22 protein-coding genes, 1 tRNA gene and 1 riboswitch are annotated in these 20,196 nt (G+C 43.3%); of the genes, 18 read left to right on the top strand and 5 right to left on the bottom strand.

Going from position 1 to position 20,196, the window contains the following annotated elements; genetic code table 11:
* Positions 1 to 350: 350 nt before the first annotated feature.
* Together EYS13_RS01495 and EYS13_RS01500 are read left to right on the top strand one after the other, a co-directional pair.
* A tRNA-Pro gene (locus EYS13_RS01495) sits at positions 351 to 427 on the top strand.
* A 595-nt stretch (positions 428 to 1,022) separates the two neighbouring features.
* Complete coding sequence (locus EYS13_RS01500) at positions 1,023 to 1,220, top strand: hypothetical protein (protein WP_227765260.1); 198 nt, start codon at positions 1,023 to 1,025, stop codon at positions 1,218 to 1,220.
* Between the two features lie 357 nt (positions 1,221 to 1,577).
* Here EYS13_RS01500 and EYS13_RS01505 read toward each other — a convergent pair whose 3' ends face one another.
* Positions 1,578 to 3,011, bottom strand: a complete 1,434-nt coding sequence (locus tag EYS13_RS01505; RefSeq protein WP_227762485.1) for a DDE-type integrase/transposase/recombinase — start codon at positions 3,009 to 3,011, stop codon at positions 1,578 to 1,580.
* A gap of 204 nt (positions 3,012 to 3,215) precedes the next feature.
* Between EYS13_RS01505 and EYS13_RS01510 the strand changes: the two genes are divergently transcribed.
* The 5 genes from EYS13_RS01510 (at position 3,216) to EYS13_RS01530 (ending at position 5,637) form a co-directional block, all read left to right on the top strand.
* A complete protein-coding gene (locus EYS13_RS01510) occupies positions 3,216 to 3,848 on the top strand; it encodes a coiled-coil domain-containing protein (RefSeq protein ID WP_227765262.1) in 633 nt (210 codons plus the stop codon).
* A 181-nt stretch (positions 3,849 to 4,029) separates the two neighbouring features.
* Positions 4,030 to 4,293, top strand: a complete 264-nt coding sequence (locus EYS13_RS01515; RefSeq protein ID WP_227765264.1) for a GNAT family N-acetyltransferase — start codon at positions 4,030 to 4,032, stop codon at positions 4,291 to 4,293.
* 53 nt (positions 4,294 to 4,346) lie between these two features.
* A complete protein-coding gene (locus EYS13_RS01520; RefSeq protein ID WP_227765266.1) occupies positions 4,347 to 5,030 on the top strand; it encodes a pyrroline-5-carboxylate reductase family protein in 684 nt (227 codons plus the stop codon).
* Between the two features lie 66 nt (positions 5,031 to 5,096).
* A complete protein-coding gene (locus EYS13_RS01525; RefSeq protein ID WP_227765270.1) occupies positions 5,097 to 5,303 on the top strand; it encodes an alpha/beta-type small acid-soluble spore protein in 207 nt (68 codons plus the stop codon).
* Positions 5,304 to 5,418: 115 nt separating this feature from the next.
* Positions 5,419 to 5,637, top strand: coding sequence for a hypothetical protein (locus EYS13_RS01530; RefSeq protein WP_227765272.1), 219 nt, complete (start codon positions 5,419 to 5,421; stop codon positions 5,635 to 5,637).
* Between the two features lie 55 nt (positions 5,638 to 5,692).
* On the opposite strand, the gene dmpI is transcribed toward EYS13_RS01530, so the two are convergent.
* Positions 5,693 to 5,881, bottom strand: a complete 189-nt coding sequence (gene dmpI / locus EYS13_RS01535; protein ID WP_227765273.1) for a 4-oxalocrotonate tautomerase DmpI — start codon at positions 5,879 to 5,881, stop codon at positions 5,693 to 5,695.
* Between the two features lie 209 nt (positions 5,882 to 6,090).
* Between dmpI and EYS13_RS01540 the strand changes: the two genes are divergently transcribed.
* The 7 genes from EYS13_RS01540 to pyk all read left to right on the top strand — a co-directional run bounded on the left by EYS13_RS01540 (position 6,091) and on the right by pyk (position 14,090).
* The gene (locus EYS13_RS01540) at positions 6,091 to 9,534 is read left to right on the top strand and encodes a DNA polymerase III subunit alpha (RefSeq protein WP_227765274.1); all 3,444 of its coding nucleotides are present in this window, start codon (positions 6,091 to 6,093) and stop codon (positions 9,532 to 9,534) included.
* A gap of 15 nt (positions 9,535 to 9,549) precedes the next feature.
* A complete protein-coding gene (locus tag EYS13_RS01545; protein WP_277998237.1) occupies positions 9,550 to 10,080 on the top strand; it encodes a phosphatidylglycerophosphatase A family protein in 531 nt (176 codons plus the stop codon).
* Between the two features lie 246 nt (positions 10,081 to 10,326).
* Positions 10,327 to 10,809, top strand: a complete 483-nt coding sequence (gene coaD, locus EYS13_RS01550) for a pantetheine-phosphate adenylyltransferase (RefSeq protein WP_227765275.1) — start codon at positions 10,327 to 10,329, stop codon at positions 10,807 to 10,809.
* 56 nt (positions 10,810 to 10,865) lie between these two features.
* Positions 10,866 to 11,093, top strand: coding sequence for a trp RNA-binding attenuation protein MtrB (gene mtrB / locus EYS13_RS01555; RefSeq protein ID WP_227765276.1), 228 nt, complete (start codon positions 10,866 to 10,868; stop codon positions 11,091 to 11,093).
* A gap of 63 nt (positions 11,094 to 11,156) precedes the next feature.
* Entirely contained in the window at positions 11,157 to 11,357 is a 201-nt protein-coding gene (locus tag EYS13_RS01560) for a glutamate decarboxylase (RefSeq protein ID WP_227765278.1), read from the top strand.
* Between the two features lie 11 nt (positions 11,358 to 11,368).
* Complete coding sequence (gene pfkA, locus EYS13_RS01565; RefSeq protein ID WP_227765280.1) at positions 11,369 to 12,328, top strand: 6-phosphofructokinase; 960 nt, start codon at positions 11,369 to 11,371, stop codon at positions 12,326 to 12,328.
* 10 nt (positions 12,329 to 12,338) lie between these two features.
* On the top strand, positions 12,339 to 14,090 hold the full coding sequence (pyk, locus tag EYS13_RS01570; RefSeq protein WP_227765281.1) for a pyruvate kinase: 1,752 nt from the start codon (positions 12,339 to 12,341) through the stop codon (positions 14,088 to 14,090).
* Between the two features lie 373 nt (positions 14,091 to 14,463).
* Here pyk and minC read toward each other — a convergent pair whose 3' ends face one another.
* Positions 14,464 to 15,168, bottom strand: coding sequence for a septum site-determining protein MinC (gene minC, locus EYS13_RS01575; RefSeq protein ID WP_227765283.1), 705 nt, complete (start codon positions 15,166 to 15,168; stop codon positions 14,464 to 14,466).
* Between the two features lie 260 nt (positions 15,169 to 15,428).
* Between minC and EYS13_RS01580 the strand changes: the two genes are divergently transcribed.
* The gene (locus EYS13_RS01580) at positions 15,429 to 16,049 is read left to right on the top strand and encodes a flavin reductase family protein (protein WP_227765287.1); all 621 of its coding nucleotides are present in this window, start codon (positions 15,429 to 15,431) and stop codon (positions 16,047 to 16,049) included.
* A gap of 43 nt (positions 16,050 to 16,092) precedes the next feature.
* Here EYS13_RS01580 and EYS13_RS01585 read toward each other — a convergent pair whose 3' ends face one another.
* Together EYS13_RS01585 and EYS13_RS01590 are read right to left on the bottom strand one after the other, a co-directional pair.
* A complete protein-coding gene (locus EYS13_RS01585; protein WP_227765289.1) occupies positions 16,093 to 16,512 on the bottom strand; it encodes an EamA family transporter in 420 nt (139 codons plus the stop codon).
* A 207-nt stretch (positions 16,513 to 16,719) separates the two neighbouring features.
* Entirely contained in the window at positions 16,720 to 16,875 is a 156-nt protein-coding gene (locus EYS13_RS01590; protein WP_227765291.1) for a hypothetical protein, read from the bottom strand.
* A gap of 381 nt (positions 16,876 to 17,256) precedes the next feature.
* Positions 17,257 to 17,358: riboswitch (purine riboswitch) on the top strand.
* Between the two features lie 228 nt (positions 17,359 to 17,586).
* On the opposite strand from EYS13_RS01590, the gene EYS13_RS01595 reads away from it, so the two are divergent.
* The 3 genes from EYS13_RS01595 to EYS13_RS16170 are packed head-to-tail and all read left to right on the top strand — an operon-like array spanning position 17,587 to position 20,193.
* The gene (locus tag EYS13_RS01595; RefSeq protein ID WP_227765292.1) at positions 17,587 to 18,438 is read left to right on the top strand and encodes an FAD binding domain-containing protein; all 852 of its coding nucleotides are present in this window, start codon (positions 17,587 to 17,589) and stop codon (positions 18,436 to 18,438) included.
* 16 nt (positions 18,439 to 18,454) lie between these two features.
* Positions 18,455 to 18,934, top strand: coding sequence for a (2Fe-2S)-binding protein (locus tag EYS13_RS01600; RefSeq protein ID WP_227765296.1), 480 nt, complete (start codon positions 18,455 to 18,457; stop codon positions 18,932 to 18,934).
* Complete coding sequence (locus tag EYS13_RS16170; protein ID WP_265332403.1) at positions 18,931 to 20,193, top strand: xanthine dehydrogenase family protein molybdopterin-binding subunit; 1,263 nt, start codon at positions 18,931 to 18,933, stop codon at positions 20,191 to 20,193. Before EYS13_RS01600 ends, EYS13_RS16170 begins: the two co-directional genes overlap by 4 nt.
* Positions 20,194 to 20,196 lie beyond the last annotated feature (3 nt).

Raw genomic sequence — 20,196 nt, forward strand, 5'->3', positions numbered from 1 at the left:
CTGTCTGGGAGAAAAATATAACTTTAATGGTTGTTGTTTTCTGAAAATCGACATGATACGATACTCCCTACAAATGTTTGTTCGTGGCTATTCCGCTTTGTCCGGGGGATGTTCTTTTAAGGATTGCAGCAAAAATTTAAACACAGAATACAGAATAAAGAATTATAATAGTAAAGAGGGCGTAACGAAACTTAAAGTAAGTTACGCTTCTTCGATTTGCGCATAGCGATTTTTACATAACAACGCTCCTTTTTTAGTAGGTTGGGTGCTGCCTACACCTTCACACAATAGGTTGATGTTGTTGACTTTTTAACTGTAGGTCGTTATAATGGACTATGCAGTTATTTTTCCGGGATGTGGCTCAGCTTGGTAGAGCGCACGGTTCGGGACCGTGAGGTCGCAGGTTCAAATCCTGTCATCCCGACCATTTACATTTCAAGGATTATTATCCTTGATTTTTTTTTGCTCAAAAATGGCTATTTACCTGAACTGAGTAACAGGTGCCTAGTCAGAATACCGTTTTTACTCCTCCGGCAATGTCAAAAGCCTAAGACATTTAGTGGAGGAATAATTATCAGTTCCTTTGAGTATAGTATGGTATGATTATAGAGGCAACCATGGGGCGTTTGGATCCCTAGGCGTTTATTACCATCACGAAAAAAATGTTTTTTAACCCCGGTAGTGTTGCTATTGGGGTTTGTTTATGTTTGTTGCTGGCAATACTTAGCGGGCATAATTTCCATAACCGACATAATAAGGAAGGAAATTTCCGAAAAATGCAGAAAGAGGAAATATATATCATATGTTCTAGAGGGATTTCACATCACCGGAACGAGTAGCAAAAATGAAACAGATTCCGACCGACGATAGGATGCTACGATATATTCAGGAACTACTGAAAGAATGAGTATTTACAAGTTATTATACTAAGCTTGTTTTCGAGGATTAAGGATTTAAATAATATTGATATTCTCATTCAATGTTTTGATAAAGTTGAATCTATTGCAAAACGTAAGATAGTAATGGCCGCAATTGAAGCCAAAGCATCAGCTTGGTTGCGAACATTCAAAGATAATTATGCGGCTCTAGACCCTTGGTTAAAACGCTCAATTATTTATTCCGCCAAAACTTTTCCGAATGATGAAAAGAAATTTTGGCTCAAATTCGTTAAAAAGGGAGCTAACGATTTAGAAAAAATAATTATTGATAGTATAAAATAGATAACGCCGCGCGCCAGTTTCGCTCCTGCTAAGATACATCAAGAGCCCGAGTTTCATCTTAAGGCTTAGCGGTGTCGGCAATCCAAAACGTTATATGAAGATAGTGTTAACTAACTTATGAAAAATGCAGTTTAAGGAGTATATGGGACAGACTAAACCCAAAATGTCACCTGAAAAACGAGATAGCCCAGAAGAACAGTAAAACAAAACACCTCCAACCTCTATGAAGAGCATAACAATGCGGATTCAAAGCCTGTCAAGAGGTCATTGCCTTCGAAGAAAGGCATTTGACAGTCTTTGAACCGCATGTTTAAGGGCAGATAAGAGGTTGAAGGATTAAGGGTGCTACCGCCTGTTCTATGGTGTTTGCTGTGACAGGATAAGCTGCTGTGATAATTCAATAAGCTTCTGCCATTTAGCAGGCATGTTTGGGATAGACTCAAGTTCCGGAATAGAGTTTAGTGGCTGCCAGTAAGTATAGGAGTGTGGGCGCAGGAAGTTGTAATAGGCTACAAAAAGTGACACATGGGTATTTGAGCCTTCCCCACTACCATAGCCGTTTGTCACCTGATAGGAGAATTTAAAGGTCCTGTTAAGGCGTTCAATAATTTGCTTAAGCCAGCGATATTCTTCCGAAACAGGATCATCATTGGTGAGTCCGAATACCTGCGTAAGGTTAAAATCCATGTCTTTAAGCATGAACTGCTGCTGTGCAAGCTTGTAGGCAGAGTAGCCATCAGCAACAAACTTTAGGGCTTGAGCGGGGAAATCTTTAAACTTAGCAAAAGCCATACGCATAGCCAGGATACAAGGACCTACATCCCTTGTATCAGATACACAATAGCCCAAGATAGATTTTTTGAGTGCATCCATAATAAACCAGACATAATGCTTGATGCCTCTGACCTTAACGTAGGTTTCATCAGCAGCCAGGTAGTTTGTGGGTTTGTAATCAAAATTATCAACGTAAGGTTTAACCAAAGCGGCAGCAGTTTTGGCATATTTACTGACCATAACATGAGAGATTTTAACGCCGTGGATCTCCCAAAGGGCCCTGGAAGTAGCCCGTGTGGACAGCCCAAGGTTTACAAGATAGGTCAGGCAAAGACCAAGAATGTGAGGAGAAAAGTGACGAAAAGTAAAATTGACTGATCCTTTAGGCATACTGTTTAAATCGACCTTAAAAAAGTCGACAGTGAACTCGCGGTAGATGTAGTGTAGCTTAAATTTATGCTTATCTTTCTTGTATTCTTCCAGGTCTTCCGGAGAAAGGTTTTTAAGGGACTGAAGATAAAAAGGACATTTCTTGTTCGTACACTTGTGGATATTAAATTGCTTGCGCTCCTTCTTTTTCTCAAGGATTCTGCCACAATAAGGGCAAGTAAGTGCACCGATTTTAAAGTCCTTCTTATCTTTGTTGAACCTTAGCCCGCAGACTTTGCATAAAAGCTGACCACGGCCTCCTGTATTGTCGTAGAGGTATGTATGAGGGGCGCCGCAACGGTGGCAAACAACATCGGGAGAAACAGGGTTTTTCCCACGGGACTTAACAGGTTTAAGCTCTTTACCATGCTTAGACTTGTAATCGTTAAGCAGCTGCTTGTAGTCAAGTTTTTCAGGCTGTTTAATAATGGGGAGCCTGTCCACAGTAAGCTTACGATACTTCGGGCTGGTGATATCCTGTTTAGGAGTTTTTAAGGGAATATTTTTAACGATAAACAAAAGTAACTGGCGAATTTGTTTAAGTAAAAATTGATTGTATAGTATCAAAAATGGTATAATTGAGTTCAACAATAACACTCTCCTTTTGGTGGATTGTTGTTTTGAACGACTCAATTATACCAAAAACGGGGGTGTTATTGTTTTTTATTGTAAAAAAACTTGAAACCCCCGATATATAAGACTTTAGAATCTATTTTGGTGTAAATTAATTAACACTACGTATATGAAATAGGGGGGCATTAAAATGAATTCTAGAAGGAAAGTGAGATTATCATGAAGGTAAAGATGACTGCAATATTTTTAGTAATAATTATGTTTGTACTTAGTGGATGTAGCACATATGCTTTTGACAAAGGAGAAAATGAAAACACTCAATTAAGAAATGATAATCTATTATCCGAAAATGACAGATTGAATAGCGAGCTTAATAAATTAAAGAGCAAGATTATTGAGCTTGAAAGTAGAAATAATGAACTACAGAACCAACTAAACAAAATAAATAAAGAAAAAGAGGACATAGAGAAACGCATGACATCGGCTCAAAGTAGGTTACTCTTTAGAGATGTTAAAGATGTTTTAAGTACATTTTCTATAATTCCAGAACCTGAAATAGAAAACGACTGGTGTTACTTAGCCAGAGGAAATCTGCGCATAAGGTTGAACGGCTATACAAATGCGCAAACAGTTAAATTTATGATCATGTATCTTTATTCGGAGGGCGAGCCGTATGTATTCTACATAGATAAAAATCCAAAAGATGGATGGCAATATGAAGGCAATTTGTTTAAAAGTAAAGAACAAGAAACTTTTAAATTTAATCAAGGATATTTATTATATGCGTCTGTTACAGACAAAGAAGGACACGAATTTATCACTGAAAAATTGCCGTTTTATTTCAGCAATTGACTGTTTGCTAAGCTAAAGCCAGACCTATATTATTTGAGGAACATTAATTAGTATGGCTTTCATACGAAGAGAAAGAACAGAAGGTTTCAAAGAAATTGACGAAGCAAATGAAATTGCTTTTGGAAGGAATAACGAAAGTAAACTAGTTATAAGGGAATCACGACTAAATACCGGGCCGTAATTGGAAGCAGGCGAGAGCAATCAAATTCCAGGTCAGATCATGCTTAGCAAGATCACTATAGAGAATGAAAAACAAAAACACATATTAATTGCTTTAGCTCCAGTAGCTGTAAAACCTGAATATCAAGGGAGATGTATTGGGTCACAGTTAATTCAAGAAGGATTAAAAGCGTGTAAGAACAAAGGGTGTATAACAGTAATTGTACTGGGCCACCCGGATTATTACACTATATCCAGCCCCGCTTTTATAGATACGCTTTTCTAGGAGATAGGTTATAATAGTAAAAGTCATAAACACACACATTACGGGGTGAGAAAATGTCAAAAATAATCGGGATCATGGGAGCAGGGCGTATGGGACAGGCTTTGGCGGTGCGGTTATCCGGTAAAGCTGAAATATTAGTGAACGATGTGGAACAGGAAAAGGCCCGAGAACTGGCTAAAGAGGTTGGGGGTCGTGCGGCTGAATTAGAAGAATTAAGTGCAGCTAGAATGGTTATTTTGGCTTTACCTACTTCAATTATGGCGAAAGCTACTGCAAACCTAAAAGCTTTTATTCGACCGGGTACACTGCTTATAAATATTGCCACCAGCTGCCCGAAAGAAGTGATAATAGATGTTTTGGGGACCAAGGAGCAGGTTGTTTCTGTTAAATTTGTTGGTCATGCTAAGGAAATTTTGGCTGGAGAGAATCCTACCATAGTTATTGATGCTCCAAATGAAGCTCTGGCTTCCGAAGTTGCAGAATTATTTGGTTCTATGGGTAAAGTGGTTTTTGGCTCCGAAGAAATTGTGGCTAAATTGAATGTGCTTGGTGCCACAGAAGGTATCAGGGCAGCCTTACGGATTAAGAATGAGATGGAAAAACTAGGCCTGCCTCAAGAATTATATCCCGCCGCTGTCCGGGGAGTGGCTGCCGGTACCATGAAAGCGTATGCCAGCGGTGATATGGGCCCTTTTGTACAGGAGCTGGTTAAGCAAATCTCTGCTGAAATGAGCTAGTTTTAAATTTAGTCGTTAAATAACTGCACCTCTTTTCGGTAATACTACCCAAGGGAGGTGTTATTTGTGTCTGCTGTGAAAAAAATAGAAGACGTCAAACCATCGAAAAAGAAGGAAAAAAAGTACGATCCGTTGGAGGAACTGAAATTAGAAATTGCCGAGGAAATCGGTCTTTTGGATAAGGTAAAAGCAGTTGGCTGGGCGGGACTTAGCGCTGCTGAAAGTGGAAGGATTGGCGGCCTGATGAACAGACGGCTGCGTTACGGTCAATAAAGTTGTCTGGCAACTATTTGTGCGTAGAAGTTACGTAAAAAAGCCAACTTAAAAAAGTTCTCTAAAAATAGGTAATAACCAGTGGAAAATAATTTCAAGGGAAAGGAGGGTTAATATGTCCCCCAGGCAAAAAAATGAAAAAATTGATGCCTCAGGGAATTCGGGCCACCCGGAAAGGGATCAGTTTATAGAAGGAAAAATCGGTTCCGGTTATATGTCCACGATTGAAGGACAGCCTCATTTGGAACAGTATGCCGATATTGTATCACAAGACGGGTCAAAAGAAATTCAGGACGAACCTGCTTCCAGAAGCCGTAATTCCAACCAGGTCTAGAACTTTTGAAAAGCCGCTTTTATCTTTTACACTCAAGATAAGAGCGGCTTTTCTGTTATTTTTGTTTATCCGATAACAACTGTCCCCCGGAACCAACGTTATCCGGTTCCATCTCCCTGATTAAGGTTACAAAAGCTTGCTCGGGAATTTGGGTAACTTGACTTGCTATTTTTGTAAATTCTTTTACTAAATTCGCCTTTTGCTCACGGGTGAGTTTTGGACCGTCAAAGGTAATGATTGGCAAAATTTCCACCTCCTTTCAAGAATATAGTATATGGAAAAGTTCAAGATGGCAAAGGTTTTCTTTTGGAATCCTGCCTGTACACTTGTTATTTTACATTGGTGTATAATGAAAGTATACTTTAACAATGGAACAATAGTAATCAAGCAGGAATTGCTAAGAATACCTTAACAAAGCTTAGAAGCTAACGAAAGGGGGTTCTAGAATAGCGCATGGCTATAAATCAAGTCGATTCAGCAAGCAGTCATGGCAATGACAGCGGTTTTGTGCACTTGCATGTCCACACCGAATACAGCCTTTTAGACGGAGCTGGACGGATAGATAAGATTGCTGCCAAAGCCAAGGGACTTGGTATGGAAGCCCTGGCTATAACTGACCATGGCGTGATGTACGGCGCCATCGACTTTTATAAAGCGTGTCAGAAGAACGGCATTAAACCTCTGATCGGTTGTGAGGTCTACGTGGCCCCGCATAGCCGTTTTGATAAAAGGCCCCAAGTTGACGATAACCAGCATCATTTGGTTTTGCTGGCCGAAAATTTGACAGGCTACCGAAATATTTTAAAACTGGTTTCCCGGGCTTTTACTGAAGGCTTTTATTATAAACCTCGGGTGGACAAGGAACTCTTGGCAATGCATAGTCAAGGCATAATCGCTTTAAGCGCCTGCCTGGCCGGGGAGATACCTGAGCTGGTTTTAAACAGGCAGTTTGAAGAAGCTGCCCGGGTAGCGCAAGACTACCGTGATATTTTCGGACCTGATAACTTTTATCTGGAGCTGCAGGACCACGGAATTCCTGAGCAAAGGGAGGTCAACCAGCATTTGCTGGCGTTAAGCAAGCGGTTGGCTATACCGGTAGTAGCAACTAACGATGTGCATTACATAGAAAAGAGCGAAGCTGAAATTCACGATATCCTGCTGTGCATCCAAACGGGGAAAACCCTGGCTGACCCTGACCGGATGCGTTTTCCTACTAATGAATTTTATCTGAAAAGTGCAGCGGAGATGCACCTGCTTTTTGGACATGTCCCGGAGGCTTTATGGAACACGGTGCAAATAGCCAGGCGCTGCCAGGTGGAGTTTTCTTTCGGAGAGCTTATTTTGCCCAATTATACTGTACCTGAAGGCCATACGGTTGATAGTTATTTGGAAGAATTGTGCCAGGCAGGTCTCAAGCGCAGGTATCGGGAACCCACTGAGGAGATTATACAACGCTTGCAGTATGAGCTGGGTATTATTAAACAGATGGGTTACTCCGGTTACTTTTTAATTGTCTGGGATATGATCCATTATGCCAGGAGCAAGGGGATTTATGTCGGGCCTGGCCGGGGCTCAGCAGCAGGCAGCCTGGTAGCTTATACCTTGGGGATTACCGATATCGATCCTTTAAAGTATGACCTGCTTTTTGAAAGATTTTTAAACCCTGAACGGGTTACCATGCCCGATATAGATACGGACTTTTGCTTTGAACGCAGGGGTGAGGTGATCGAGTACCTCATCAACAAATACGGCAGCGACCACGTGGCCCAGATCATCACCTTTGGAACCATGGCTGCCAAAGCGGCAGTGCGCGATGCAGGCAGGGCAATGAATGTGCCCTTGGCCGAAGTTGATAAAATAGCCAAACTGGTTCCGGGTGAATTGGGAATAACCTTGGAGAGGGCCCTGGAAATTAGTCCCGACTTAAAGGCAATTTGTGCCAACGATGAAAGGTATAACCGCCTTGTACAGATAGCTCAGGCAATTGAGGGAATGCCCAGGCATGCTTCAACCCATGCCGCCGGCGTGGTGATTGCCAAAGAGGAATTAGTCAATTACCTGCCGGTACAAAAGGCCGGTGAGGATGGCATTGTTACTCAGTTTCCAATGCAGACTGTAGAAGAGATCGGCCTTTTGAAAATGGACGTATTGGGACTAAGAACACTTACAGTCATCGGGAAAGCAATGGAAATCATTGAGGAAAACCATGGGCTGAAGATAAACATGCAAGACTTACCGCTGGATGATCCTGCCACTTACGAGATGCTCAGTCGGGGGGATTCCACCGGTGTTTTCCAGTTGGAAAGCTCCGGGATGAAGGCGATTTTAAAGAATTTAAGGCCTGAAAGGTTTGAAGATATTATCGCCCTGGTGGCTTTATACCGCCCGGGCCCTTTGGGCAGCGGCATGGTAGAGGATTTTATCGCCAGGAAACACGGGGAAGTTCCGGTTACGTACCTGCACCCGAAATTAGAACCAATATTGCAAGATACTTATGGAGTGATTCTCTACCAGGAGCAGGTGATGCGGATTGCCAGTGAACTGGCAGGATTTACTTTGGGGCAGGCTGATCTTTTGCGCAGGGCAATGGGTAAGAAAAAACCGGAGATTATTGCCGCGCAAAGGGAGAATTTCTTGCGGGGTGCGGTGCAAAGAGGCGTAGAGGCAGAAGTGGCCGGGGAGATTTTTGATTTGATGGCTTATTTTGCCGGGTATGGTTTTAACAAATCCCACAGCGCTGCTTATGCCTTACTGGCTTACCAGACTGCCTATTTAAAAGCCCATTATCCAGTGGAGTTTATGGCAGCTCTGCTTACAAGTGTTATGGGTAATACTGACAAGGTCACGGCCTATATTGAAGAATGCCGGAGAATCAACATAGAAGTATTGCCTCCCGATGTCAACGAAAGTTTAATCGACTTCACCGCTTCCCAAGGAAAGATACGCTTTGGTTTGGCGGCGGTTAAAAACGTAGGGACCGGTGCCATTCAGGCTATTTTAGAGGCCAGAAAGAACGGACCATTTACTTCCCTGGAGGATTTCTGCCAGCGGGTTGATCTCCGTCATGTTAACAGGAGAGTGTTAGAAAGCCTGATCCGCTGCGGGGCATTCAGTTCGCTGGGTAAATACCGCTCCAGGCTGTTGTATATGCTGGACAGTGCCATCGAAAACGGACAGCGGGTGCAGGAAGACAAGAGGCTTGGACAAATTTCCCTTTTTGACTGTGGCAGCATTGAACTACCGCAAATTGCGGTTGAACCGGATTTAAAAGAATATTCCAAGCAGGATATTCTGGCCATGGAAAAGGAGATTCTGGGCTTTTATGTCAGCGGTCACCCTTTAGAGGAATACCAGTCCATGTTATCCGGGCTGGTCAGCCACCAGATAGGAGATTTGGCAGAAGTTCCAGACGGTGCCAGTGTTAAGCTAGGGGGAATAATTACCGCCTTTAAAAGGACAGTAACCAAAAAAGGTGAAGCCATGGCCTATTTTACCCTGGAGGATACCAGCGGCTCTATCGAAGTACTGGTCTTCCCTAAGAACTACTTGCGCGTAATGTCTTTTCTGGAGGCTGATAAGGTTATCTTTCTCTCAGGTAGGCTTAGTGTTAACGAAGATGAGCGGAAGGTTTTTGCTGAAACCGTAACTTTATTGCAGCCCGGGGTGCCGATTTATAAAGCGGTAAATATAATTCTCCGGGAAACAGGGACAGAGATTTTAAATAAATTGAAAGAGGTGCTCCTGGCGAATCCGGGAAAAACCCCGGTCAACCTTTATTTCCCCGCCAGCAAAAGAATGCTAAAGCTGGAAGAGGGTTACTGGGTGGAACCCACTCCTACCCTCAAGCAAAAAATAGAAAAGATTTGCGGTACAGGGGCTGTTAGATTAACACTCTAGCAGGCGGTGCATACTATGATAACACGCCGTTTGAAAGGAGTGGTAGAAATGGAGTTAATAGCTGAAGAGTTACGCCTGAGAGGTGTTGAACTGCAAGATATAGCTAGAATTGTTTTGGAATTGCAAAAACCATATAACCCTAAACTTGAGTTACACGATTGCTTGGAAGCTGTGCAGCAGGTATTTAAAAAGCGGGATGTACAATATGCGGTTTTAACCGGCATAGCGCTCGACAAAATGGCGGAAGAAGGACTGCTGCCGGAACCGTTGCAGACTATAATTGCTACCGACGAGCCGCTGTATGGTTTGGATGAAGTACTCGCTTACGGAATCACCAACATTTACGGCAGTATCGGCATTACCAGCTTTGGTTATTTGGATAAAATCAAACCAGGTGTGATAGGAATTCTAAATGATAACAAAGTAAATAAGGTAAATACTTTTTTAGACGATATAGTTGCAGGGATCACAGCTGCCGCATGTGCGAAATTGGCCCACGCCACTACTGATTCACTGCTTTCCCGCAAATCAACAGGACCGGCTTGATGCAAGGCCGGTTTTTTTATATTTTCCGGGATAAGTAGCTAATTACTGGTAAAAATATGCGTGAGGAAAGTAGGTGAAATGGGGTGAAATTTCAGTAAAAGGCTATAAGGCGGAATAAGAAAAAATGGGGTACCTTTGCAGGTGCCATGTTTTATTCTGCGCAATAAAAAATTAAACCAAGCAGCAGGAATATTTTCCCCAAGGTTGAATTAGCTTTACAGATAAGTATATAAAGGGATGGTTATCTTGCGTATTGCAATTTATCCGGGGACTTTTGACCCGGTCACAAATGGACATTTAGATATTTTAGAAAGGGCGGCTACTTTATTTGATGAGGTAATAGTGGCAGTAGCCGAAGAAACATACAAAACCAACCTGTTTTCTTTGCAGGAACGGGCGGACATGCTGCGGCAGGTTATTATTAATATACCTAATGCCCGCGTGGAAACTTTTTCGGGACTTTTAATGGATTACGTAAAAGCTAAAGGAGCTTGCGCTGTAGTAAGGGGACTTAGGGCAGTTTCCGATTTTGAATATGAGTTTCAAATTTCCATGATGAATAAAAAATTGCACGCGCAGGCTGAAACAATTTTTTTGACAACTGCCAGTGAATATTCTTTCATTAGTTCCAGCATAATTAAACAAGTAGCTGCGCTTGGGGGATGTGTTACCGGCCTTGTTCCTTCTGAAGTTGAAAAAGCTTTGAAACAAAAATTCCAAAAGAGTTGAAATAGCGCGTAATACATGATTTTTTATAGGAAGCATATTTTAAGGGAGTGAATGATATGGAAAATGTTTTTTTATCCGGTGATTACATAGTAGTAAAGGCTTTGGAAAACGGAGTTACTTTGATTGGTTTGACCCGCGGAAAGGATACTAAATTTCATCATTCTGAGAAACTTGACAAAGGTGAGGTTATGCTCGCCCAATTTACTGAACACACATCAGCCATAAAAATTCGTGGCAAGGCGCAAATTTTTACAAAACTCGGGGTTATTAGTGCAGGAGAATAAATAGCGAAGTCAAAAGATCTCAAAAGAAAGATCTAATATGGTGAAAAGGGGGACATGTGAAACATGTGGACTGTAGTTTACATAGCCTCTAATCGTAATATAGCGGAAAACCTCAAAGCTACCTTAACTTCCGAAGGATTACTTGTTCAGATTCGGGCGGCGGGTTCACCGCAGGTGGGAGATGCTGGTGCTTTTGAGATTTTAGTCCCCGAGTCAGAGGCGGAGGAAGCCCACGAAATAATTAGCGAAGCTCTTTCTGGTTAGGAGGCAAAATAATGAAACGTATAGGGGTTCTCACCAGCGGCGGGGATGCTCCTGGCATGAATGCAGCTATCCGGGCTGTTGTTCGAACCGCCATTTTTCATGGGTTGGAGGTAGTTGGAATATTACGTGGCTATGCAGGCCTTATTTACGGAGAATTTAAAGAGTTATCTATTAGTTCAGTAGGCGATATTATCCATCGCGGCGGCACGATTTTGCTTACAGCCCGATCCCAGGAATTTATGACGCCTGAAGGGCGCACCCAAGCGGTTAAAATGCTCCAACACAGGGGCATTGACGGTTTGGTAGTAATCGGAGGCGATGGTTCATTCCGGGGAGCTGTCACTTTACATGAGCACGGAATTAAAGTGGTGGGAGTTCCTGGAACTATAGACAATGACATTCCTTGTACTGATTTTACCATTGGCTTTGATACTGCTGTAAATACTGTAGTAGATGCTATTAATAAGCTGCGTGATACCGCCACTTCCCACGAACGGGTATTTTTAGTAGAAGTTATGGGTAGAAATTCAGGGCAAATTGCTCTGGCAGCAGGAATAGCCGGCGGGGCTGAGTCAATCTTGATCCCCGAATATGCACCCAATTTTGCTGAAGTTAGCGAAAAGATCCTTCGTGGTAGAGATCGTGGTAAACTACACAGTATTATCCTGGTTGCTGAGGGTGTAGGCAGTGCGCTGGAGGTAAGTAAAGAAATTGAGGAGCGGACAGGCCTGGATACTCGAGTAACCATTTTAGGCCATATCCAGAGAGGCGGAACACCTACTGCTTTTGACCGGATGTTGGCCAGCAGAATGGGAGCCAAAGCAGTGGAATTGCTGCTGGAAGGTGTAAGCAATCATATGGTCGGAATTGTAAATAACACCATAGTCAGCCATGAAATTGAATGGGCTTTGTCTCTAAAGAAAGCAATTGATGCTGATGTTTACCAATTAGCCGGCATGCTCTCGATTTAGGAGGGAAAAGATGCGACATACAAAAATAGTTTGTACTATTGGACCAGCTAGCGAAAGTATTGAGACGCTGAAAAAGATGATGCAAGCAGGAATGAACGTGGCGCGTCTTAATTTTTCCCATGGAAACCATCAGGAACATGAAGCCAGAATCAAGGCAATCAGGCAAGCTGCTGTTGAGCTGAATTACAATATTGGTATAATGCTTGATACCAAAGGGCCTGAAATAAGAATCGGGGATTTGGCTGAGCCCAAACTAAATTTACAGGAAGGCCGGGAATTGACACTGACAATTCGTCCGGTGTTAGGAAATGAGGATATAATTAGCATTAATTATCCCGGTTTGCCTAAGGATGTGCAAACAGGCGACCGCATACTAATTGATGATGGACTAATTGCCCTTGAGGTTTTACAATCTACTGAGGATTCAATTCGCTGCAGAATTTTAAACAGCGGTGAGATCTCTTCCCGGAAAGGAGTAAATGTACCGGGAGTTAATATAAGTTTAGCTGTTTTAACAGAAAAGGATCTGGAAGACATCAAATTCGGCATCAAACATGGCTTGGATTTTATTGCGCCTTCGTTTATCCGTTCTGCCGGCGATGTACTGGAAATCCGTAAGATTTTGGAAGAACACGGTTCGGACATGCAGATTATCTCCAAAATCGAAAACAGGGCCGCAGTCAATAATATTGACGAAATTTTGCAGGTCTCTGATGGTATTATGGTTGCCCGGGGGGACTTAGGGGTTGAAATTCCTGCCGAGGAAGTACCTATAGTCCAAAAGAGCATTATTGCAAAATGCAACCAGGCAGGAAAACCTGTGATTACCGCTACGCAGATGCTTGACTCCATGGTACGTAATCCAAGGCCTACCAGGGCGGAGGCTAATGATGTAGCTAACGCCATTTTTGACGGCTCCGATGCGGTGATGCTGTCAGGCGAATCTGCGGCGGGGAAATACCCGGTAGAAGCGGTTCAAACCATGGCCCGGATAGCGGAGAGAGCAGAAGAGGCATTGGATTATAGCCGCTTTGCCAGGGGAAAAGACATTAAAGCCCCGAAAACAGTTACCGATTCTATAGGTCATGCTACAGTAAACATTGCTATGGAATTGGGAGCAGCAGCCATTATTACTCCTACAGCTTCCGGTTCAACAGCTAGAATGGTTGCCAAATATCGTCCCAAAGCTCCCATTATAGCCACTGCTTCCAACAGGGCGGTTATGCGCAAGCTAAGCCTTGTTTGGGGGGTTGTTGCGCTGGAGATTCCCCAAACGGTAGGTACCGACGAAATGATCAACACCTCTGTTGAGATGGCAATAGACAAGGGAGAAATTAAATTAGGGGATTTAGTTGTAGTCACTGCAGGAGTTCCCGCGGGTATTCCCGGGACTACTAACCTGCTTAAAGTACATATCGTTGGTGAAGCAGTAGTAAAAGGTCAGGGCATTGGACGTAATTCAGCCAGTGGCAAGGTGCAGATCTGCCTGAGCGCAAAAGAGGCGCTGGCCAAAATCAATGCAGGGGACGTAATGGTAGCCAGAGCCACTGACCGGGATTATGTGCCCGCCATGGAAAAGGCTGCGGCAGTAATAACGGAGGTAGGAGGGCTGACTTCTCACGCTGCTATCGTCGGATTAAATTTAGGGATACCGGTAATTGTGGGTGCGGAAGGAGCCTTGCGTTTGTTGGAAGAGGGGCTGATCGTTACCGTAGATGCTTCCCGCGGTCTTGTGTATAAGGGCATCACTAAAGTGATGTAAAGACAGTTAAGAGTGAAGAGTGAAGAGTTAAAAGTTAAGAGTTAAGAGTTAAGAATGAAGAGTTTAGAACGCTTATTTTTGAGTTAAGAATTAAGAATTGCATTTATTGATAGCAAGCAAAAAGTTACCATAAAGGTAACTTTTTCACTTTATTCACATAGGCACATCGGCGCAATTTCCAGCAAATCCGGGATTAGTACTCCCTCAGTGCTCGAAATTGGACACCAAAAAGACCAGCTGTTCCCATATTTCGGTTCAGCATTCACTTCAAAATCAAAAGCAAAATTCAAACACTCAACCTCAACACTCAAAACTCAAAACTCAAAACTCAAAACTCAAAACTAGCTTTCTTGACTACAGAATAAGCAAAAAGCTAGCCTGTAAGTGAAAGGCTCCGGCTGGTGTTGTATTCCTCTATAATTATCTGACCGCCTGAAAGATAAGCTATTTCCGGGTAAGTCCCAACATACTTTTGTTGTTCCGGTGCTCTGGCGATTACGTCTGCAATTCTCAACTGGGTGGGAAGCAGGTTGTATGCCATAATGACTGCCTTGCGATTTCCGCTAGCGCCGGCATGCGCAATACCTTTTAGAGTGCCCATAACCAGAATATTGCCCACTGCGGTAATTTGAGCACCGGGATGGACATCCCCCAACACAGTAATGTGACCGGAGTAATGGAGGACTTGGCCGTTGCGCAGGTTTTGCTTAACTAACAGGCAGTTCTGCTCTTTTTCCCCCGGAAGCAGTCCTTGGGAAGAAAAAATCTCTTTGTCGGTCGTATTATGTTCTTGTTTTGGTAGTTTTGTCCCAGTCCAAATTGCTCCGTCCGTTTTACATTCAATTACTTTGTCGAGTATCAAACCGTTTTGGCAGCAAATTTCTGTTAATTGTTTTCTTTCTTCAGAAGAGTATTGTTGAGGGCTCTGCAAGGCGAATTTTGCGCCGGCAAAAAACCCTTTGGCCGAACTAATTTTATCCTGTAATTTAGCTTTTATCACCTCAAAATCATAGGCAGGGTTAATAAGGATGATCAACCCGTTGCGCGTACCTTTTATATTTATGATATCTTGATTCATCTATAAACCCTTCCTTCTTGTCTTAGCTTTTACTACATTATTCGATATGTTACGACCATTTCCTGCTGTTATTACAAAATTTTCCTCTGGAATTTGCTGTTTTAGAATTATATTCAAGAAAAAAATAATTGCCTTGGATTTTATGTCGCTCAGGGTAAAAAAATAGTAAAATAGCAGGATAAAGTGAAATGAGCTTGAATTTTGTTGTAAGTTACCTCTGTCACGAAATACATCTATAAAAGTTACAGGAGGAATAGTCCATGAAAAAATGGAAATGTACAATTTGCAGCTATATTCATGTTGGAGATAATCCACCGGATGTATGTCCGGAATGTGGTGTAGGCCCTGAATTTTTTGAGGAAATAGCGGGCGGGGAGGCGGAGCCTGAAAATAAATTGGCTCCGGAAGAAAGGGAGGCGGCTAAGCAGGCTATCTATAAAATATCCTACGGCCTTTACATTGTCGGCTCACCCAAAGGGGAAAAAATCAATGCTCAAGTCTGCAATACTGTTTTCCAAATTACAAGTGAACCTATGCGGGTAGCTATAGGTATTAATAAAGGCAATCTCACAGCGGAGCATATCCAGGCTAGCGGCGTTTTTTCGGTTAATATTTTGGGTATGGAGGCCCATTCTTTGGTACGCCGTTTTGGATACCGCTCGGGACGGGAATTTGATAAGTTTAAAGGTATTAAATATACTGCCGGAAAAACCGGAGCCCCGCTCCTGCAGGATTGCTTAGGTTATCTTGAGTGCCAGGTGCTGAAAGATAAGGTGGTGGACTGCGGGACCCATTGGTTGTTTGTGGCTGATGTGGTCGGGGGTAAGCTTTTGGAGAATGCGGATCCGATGACTTACGATTATTACCGTAAAACAAAATAGGGTGATTAAAAAACGTCCTTTTGCTCAGGACGTTTTTTAGTTATTATTTTTTCAATAAAATTACTCCTCCTAGCACGAGCAATGCCCCGGCAATTTTGTACCAGCTGAATTTCTCCCCCAAAAGCAATACTGCCAGAAAAACCGTTAGCAGAGGGTAGCTGGCCATGACAGGCGATACCCTGGAAGCTTCGCCGTATTTTAAGGCGTAATAATAAGCCAGATGTCCTAGTAAGGACGCAAGTATGCCTTCCCCTGCCAGAAAAAGCAGGGACTTTGTCGGTAGGTTGGTTAAATTTGTCCACTGCTCCGTAAAAATAAACCAGATTAATAAGATGATACTGATCAAGAAAGTGCGTAAAGATAAAGCCAGGGTTGGTTCCACCGCTACCAGACCAAGCTTCCCTAAAATAGGGGCCAGTCCCCAAAGGGCTGCTCCCACAAGAGCAAAGAAAAATGATTTCATGGAGACCTCCTTGGAAATTCTATTTCTAAATTATACTGTATTCCCAAAATACCGTAAATAATAATTTTCCTAGTACCGCTGGTAAAAAAGCATGGGGTCTGTTTTATTATGCTCTTAGATGGATATGCTTTACGCAATAAAAAAAGCATTTAACAATGCTGCTCGTAATAAAAATAGCCGTGCATTTGCACGGCTTTGGAACGTCTACTACTGGATTGAAGTCAGTTCTGTTTCATTGTAGTAATACAGCTGACCTTCGCATAACACTTCGTAAACCAGGGCTTTACCAACTGGTAAAATCCTGTTGATAACACCCTTGCCTGCCGGTGCATGGACGGTCTCGCCTGCCCTTAATACATCCATTTGCGTTCCTCCTTTTTATTTATGCAAATTGATCAGCCTATGCACATGAATGGATTAGTTCTCGATGTGCATTATAATAAATTTATGTTTATAAAAATTATAGCACTCCCTAAAAAAATATACCAGTGGGAAAGTTGTATAAATGCTGGCAATTTTTTGGGAAATATTGAGTCAGTTTTTTTATTCTGGTAAGGTTATTTTAAAAAACTAGGTAGCCGATGGAGGAATTTCGACAAAAATGTCGAATAACCAAATGTCGAATAACCAAAAATGTTAAATAACATTGAATAACAAGTAAACGTTAATAGTTGTTTCCAGATCTAACATCTTGCAATAATTATCGGGTTATTATACTATTAAATTAATCTATTAGTATGCTGATAAATAAATACGAAAGCATCTTGTATATTCCCGGTAATAAGGTCCGGGAGTTTCTACCGGGTAACCGTAAATTGCCCGACTACAAGAATATTTTGCCTCGCGTAGCTTGAAAATTTCGTGAAGCAACATATTCTTTTAGTCGGTATTTTTATGGTTACCTATTTTATTTTGTTGTGAAAATCTGAAATTTTAATTAAATCATTTTTGAACAATTAAAAGCAAGGGTCATTTCAGCATTCGACATCCCTGAACCCCACAGTAGTATAAAAAACTAGTTGTGGGGTTTTTATTTCAACTAAATAAAGGATCATAGGGAAAGGGGGATTAACATTGCAGTACACTTTTTACATGCCTAAGACCGTTCGGGAAGCATTGGAAATTTTGGTCCAAGCAGAAGGACCGCTAAAAGTTCTGGCCGGCGGTACTGACCTGATGCTTGACATCAGGAACAAAAAGTATCAACCCAAAGGGATTGTTGACCTTTCGGGCCTGGAGGAATTAAAGCAGATCACCTTTGACGACGGTGTGGTGCGCATTGGCAGCATGGTTACTTTTACCCGGCTGGCAAATTCCTCCCTTCTAAAAGAACGGGTTACCGTACTAGCTGAAGCAGCTTCTGTAGTCGGATCACCCCAAATTCGCAATCAGGGGACAATCGGCGGAAATATTGCCAATGCTTCACCGGCTGCCGACATCGTACCGCCGCTGGTGGCTTTAGGCGCCGTGGTACAAGTTGAAAGCGCACAAGTAAAGAGGGAGGTGCCGGTGCCGGAAATTTTGGCTGGAGCAGGCAAAAATAACTTGGCTCCTGACGAGATCATTACCGAAATCAAGTTTCTGCTGCCAGATGAACAGTCAAGAAGTTCTTTTGTGAAATTTGGCCGCAGAAACGCCTTGGCTATTGCCAGGATGAGCGTAGCAACAGTAATTACCCTTGAAGAGAATTTAATCAAAGAAGCGAGGATTGCCCTAGGTGCAGTGGCTCCCAATCCTTTCCGGGCAACGGGACTGGAAGAAATGCTTGCCGGCAAGTCCCCAAGTAAGGAAGTGCTGGAGCAAGTAATAGCTGCCTCCAGCCAGGTTGTCAGCGAAAAACTAGGCAACCGTCCGTCTGCCAAATGGAAAAATGAAGCCATCAAAGGCCTGATGCGGCAGGCTTTGCAAAAACTGAAACTTGTTTAGGGAAGGAGGTTAGGAGATGGATAAAGTCAGATTCAGCGCAGAAATAAACGGTGAGCAGGTTGACCTTCTTATTCCCCAAAACCTCAGGCTAATTGATTTGCTCAGGGATTACCTCCACTTAACAGGGACCAAAGAGGGCTGTGGCGAAGGGGAATGCGGCGCTTGCACAGTCATAATTGACGGTGAGCCCGTGAACTCCTGCCTCATTTTCGCTCTGCAGGCCAGGGACAAAAAAATCTTGACAATTGAAGGTATGGGCAGCTTAGAGCAACTTCACCCGCTGCAAACAGCATTTCTCGATTACGGAGCTGTACAGTGCGGTTTTTGTACACCCGGAATGCTTTTAGCTGCCAAAGCACTGCTCGATAAGAATCCTAACCCTAGCCGGGAAGAAATAAAAACAGCTATCTCAGGAAACCTATGCCGCTGTACCGGTTACAGCAAGATTGTAGACGCCATTGAGAGCCTTACCGGAAAAGAGGTGAATTCCAAATGAAAAAAGCAGTAGGTGTGTCAGCCCGCCGGGTGGAAGGACTGGGAAAAGTAACAGGAATGATAAAGTTTCCCGCTGATTATTATGAACCAGGCATGCTTTACGGCAAAACCCTGCGGACCAAAATAGCAAGCGGTCGAATTATCAGCATAGATACTTCCAAGGCAGAGGCGCTGCCGGGGGTGCGTAAAGTAGTAACCGCCAAAGATGTGCCGGGGCATAACGGACATGGTGTGCTTTTCCCTGATGCCCCTGTGTTAGCAGACTCCCGTATTCGTTCCGTAAATGACGCCATTGCCTTGGTGGCAGCTGATACCGAAGAAATTGCTGCCGAAGCTTTGGAACTGATTAAAGTAGAGTACGAAGAACTGCCAGGGGTTTTCGATCCTAGGGAGGCAATGCAAGAAGATGCCCCTAAAGTGTGGGAGAAGGGCAACATCCTCTACCACCTGCCGATCAGAAAAGGCGATGTGGAAAAAGGATTTGCCGAAGCCGATGTTATTGTAGAAAATACCTATTCCACCCAGATGGTGGACCATGCATTTCTCCAGCCGGAAGCGGCTCTTTGTACGATCGATGAGAGAGGCCATTTGGTGCTAAGAGTTGCCACCCAGTACGTCCACTGGGACAGGGTGGAAGTTGCCAGAGCTTTAGGTTTAAGCGTCAACCAGGTCAGAATAATTTGTACTGCCGTAGGAGGAGCCTTTGGCGGCAGGGAGGATATGACCGTGCAAATCCACTGCGCCCTGCTAACCTGGTTAACCAAAAAACCGGTGAAGATGATTTATGACCGGCACGAATCCTTTCACGCCCACTCCAAACGGCACCCCATGTATATGGAGTATAAAACAGGGGCGAAAAAAGACGGCCGGCTCACAGCCGTAGAAGCACGCATCATAGGCGACAGTGGAGCATACGCCTCTTGGGCCCCCAACATCTTACGCAAAGCGGCAGTCCATGCCACCGGGCCTTACCAAGTGCCCAACGTGAAAGTGGATTCCTATGCAGTCTTTACCAATAACCCCTTTACTGGGGCCATGCGTGGCTTTGGGGCAGCTCAGCCGCCTATAGCCTATGAAGCCCAAATGGATCTGCTGGCTGAAAAACTTGGCTTGCATCCCTTTACAATCAGGTGGCGCAACGCTTTTGAGGAAGGTTCCGTTACAGCAACCGGTCAGGTGCTGGAAACAAGCGTAGGTTTAAAGGAAAGCTTACTGGCCGCAGCCAAAGCTTTTGGCTGGGACGTAGAACAATTAGTGTAAGGA

Source organism: Zhaonella formicivorans (genome assembly GCF_004353525.1).
Classification (GTDB): Bacteria; Bacillota; DUOV01; order DUOV01; family Zhaonellaceae; genus Zhaonella; species Zhaonella formicivorans.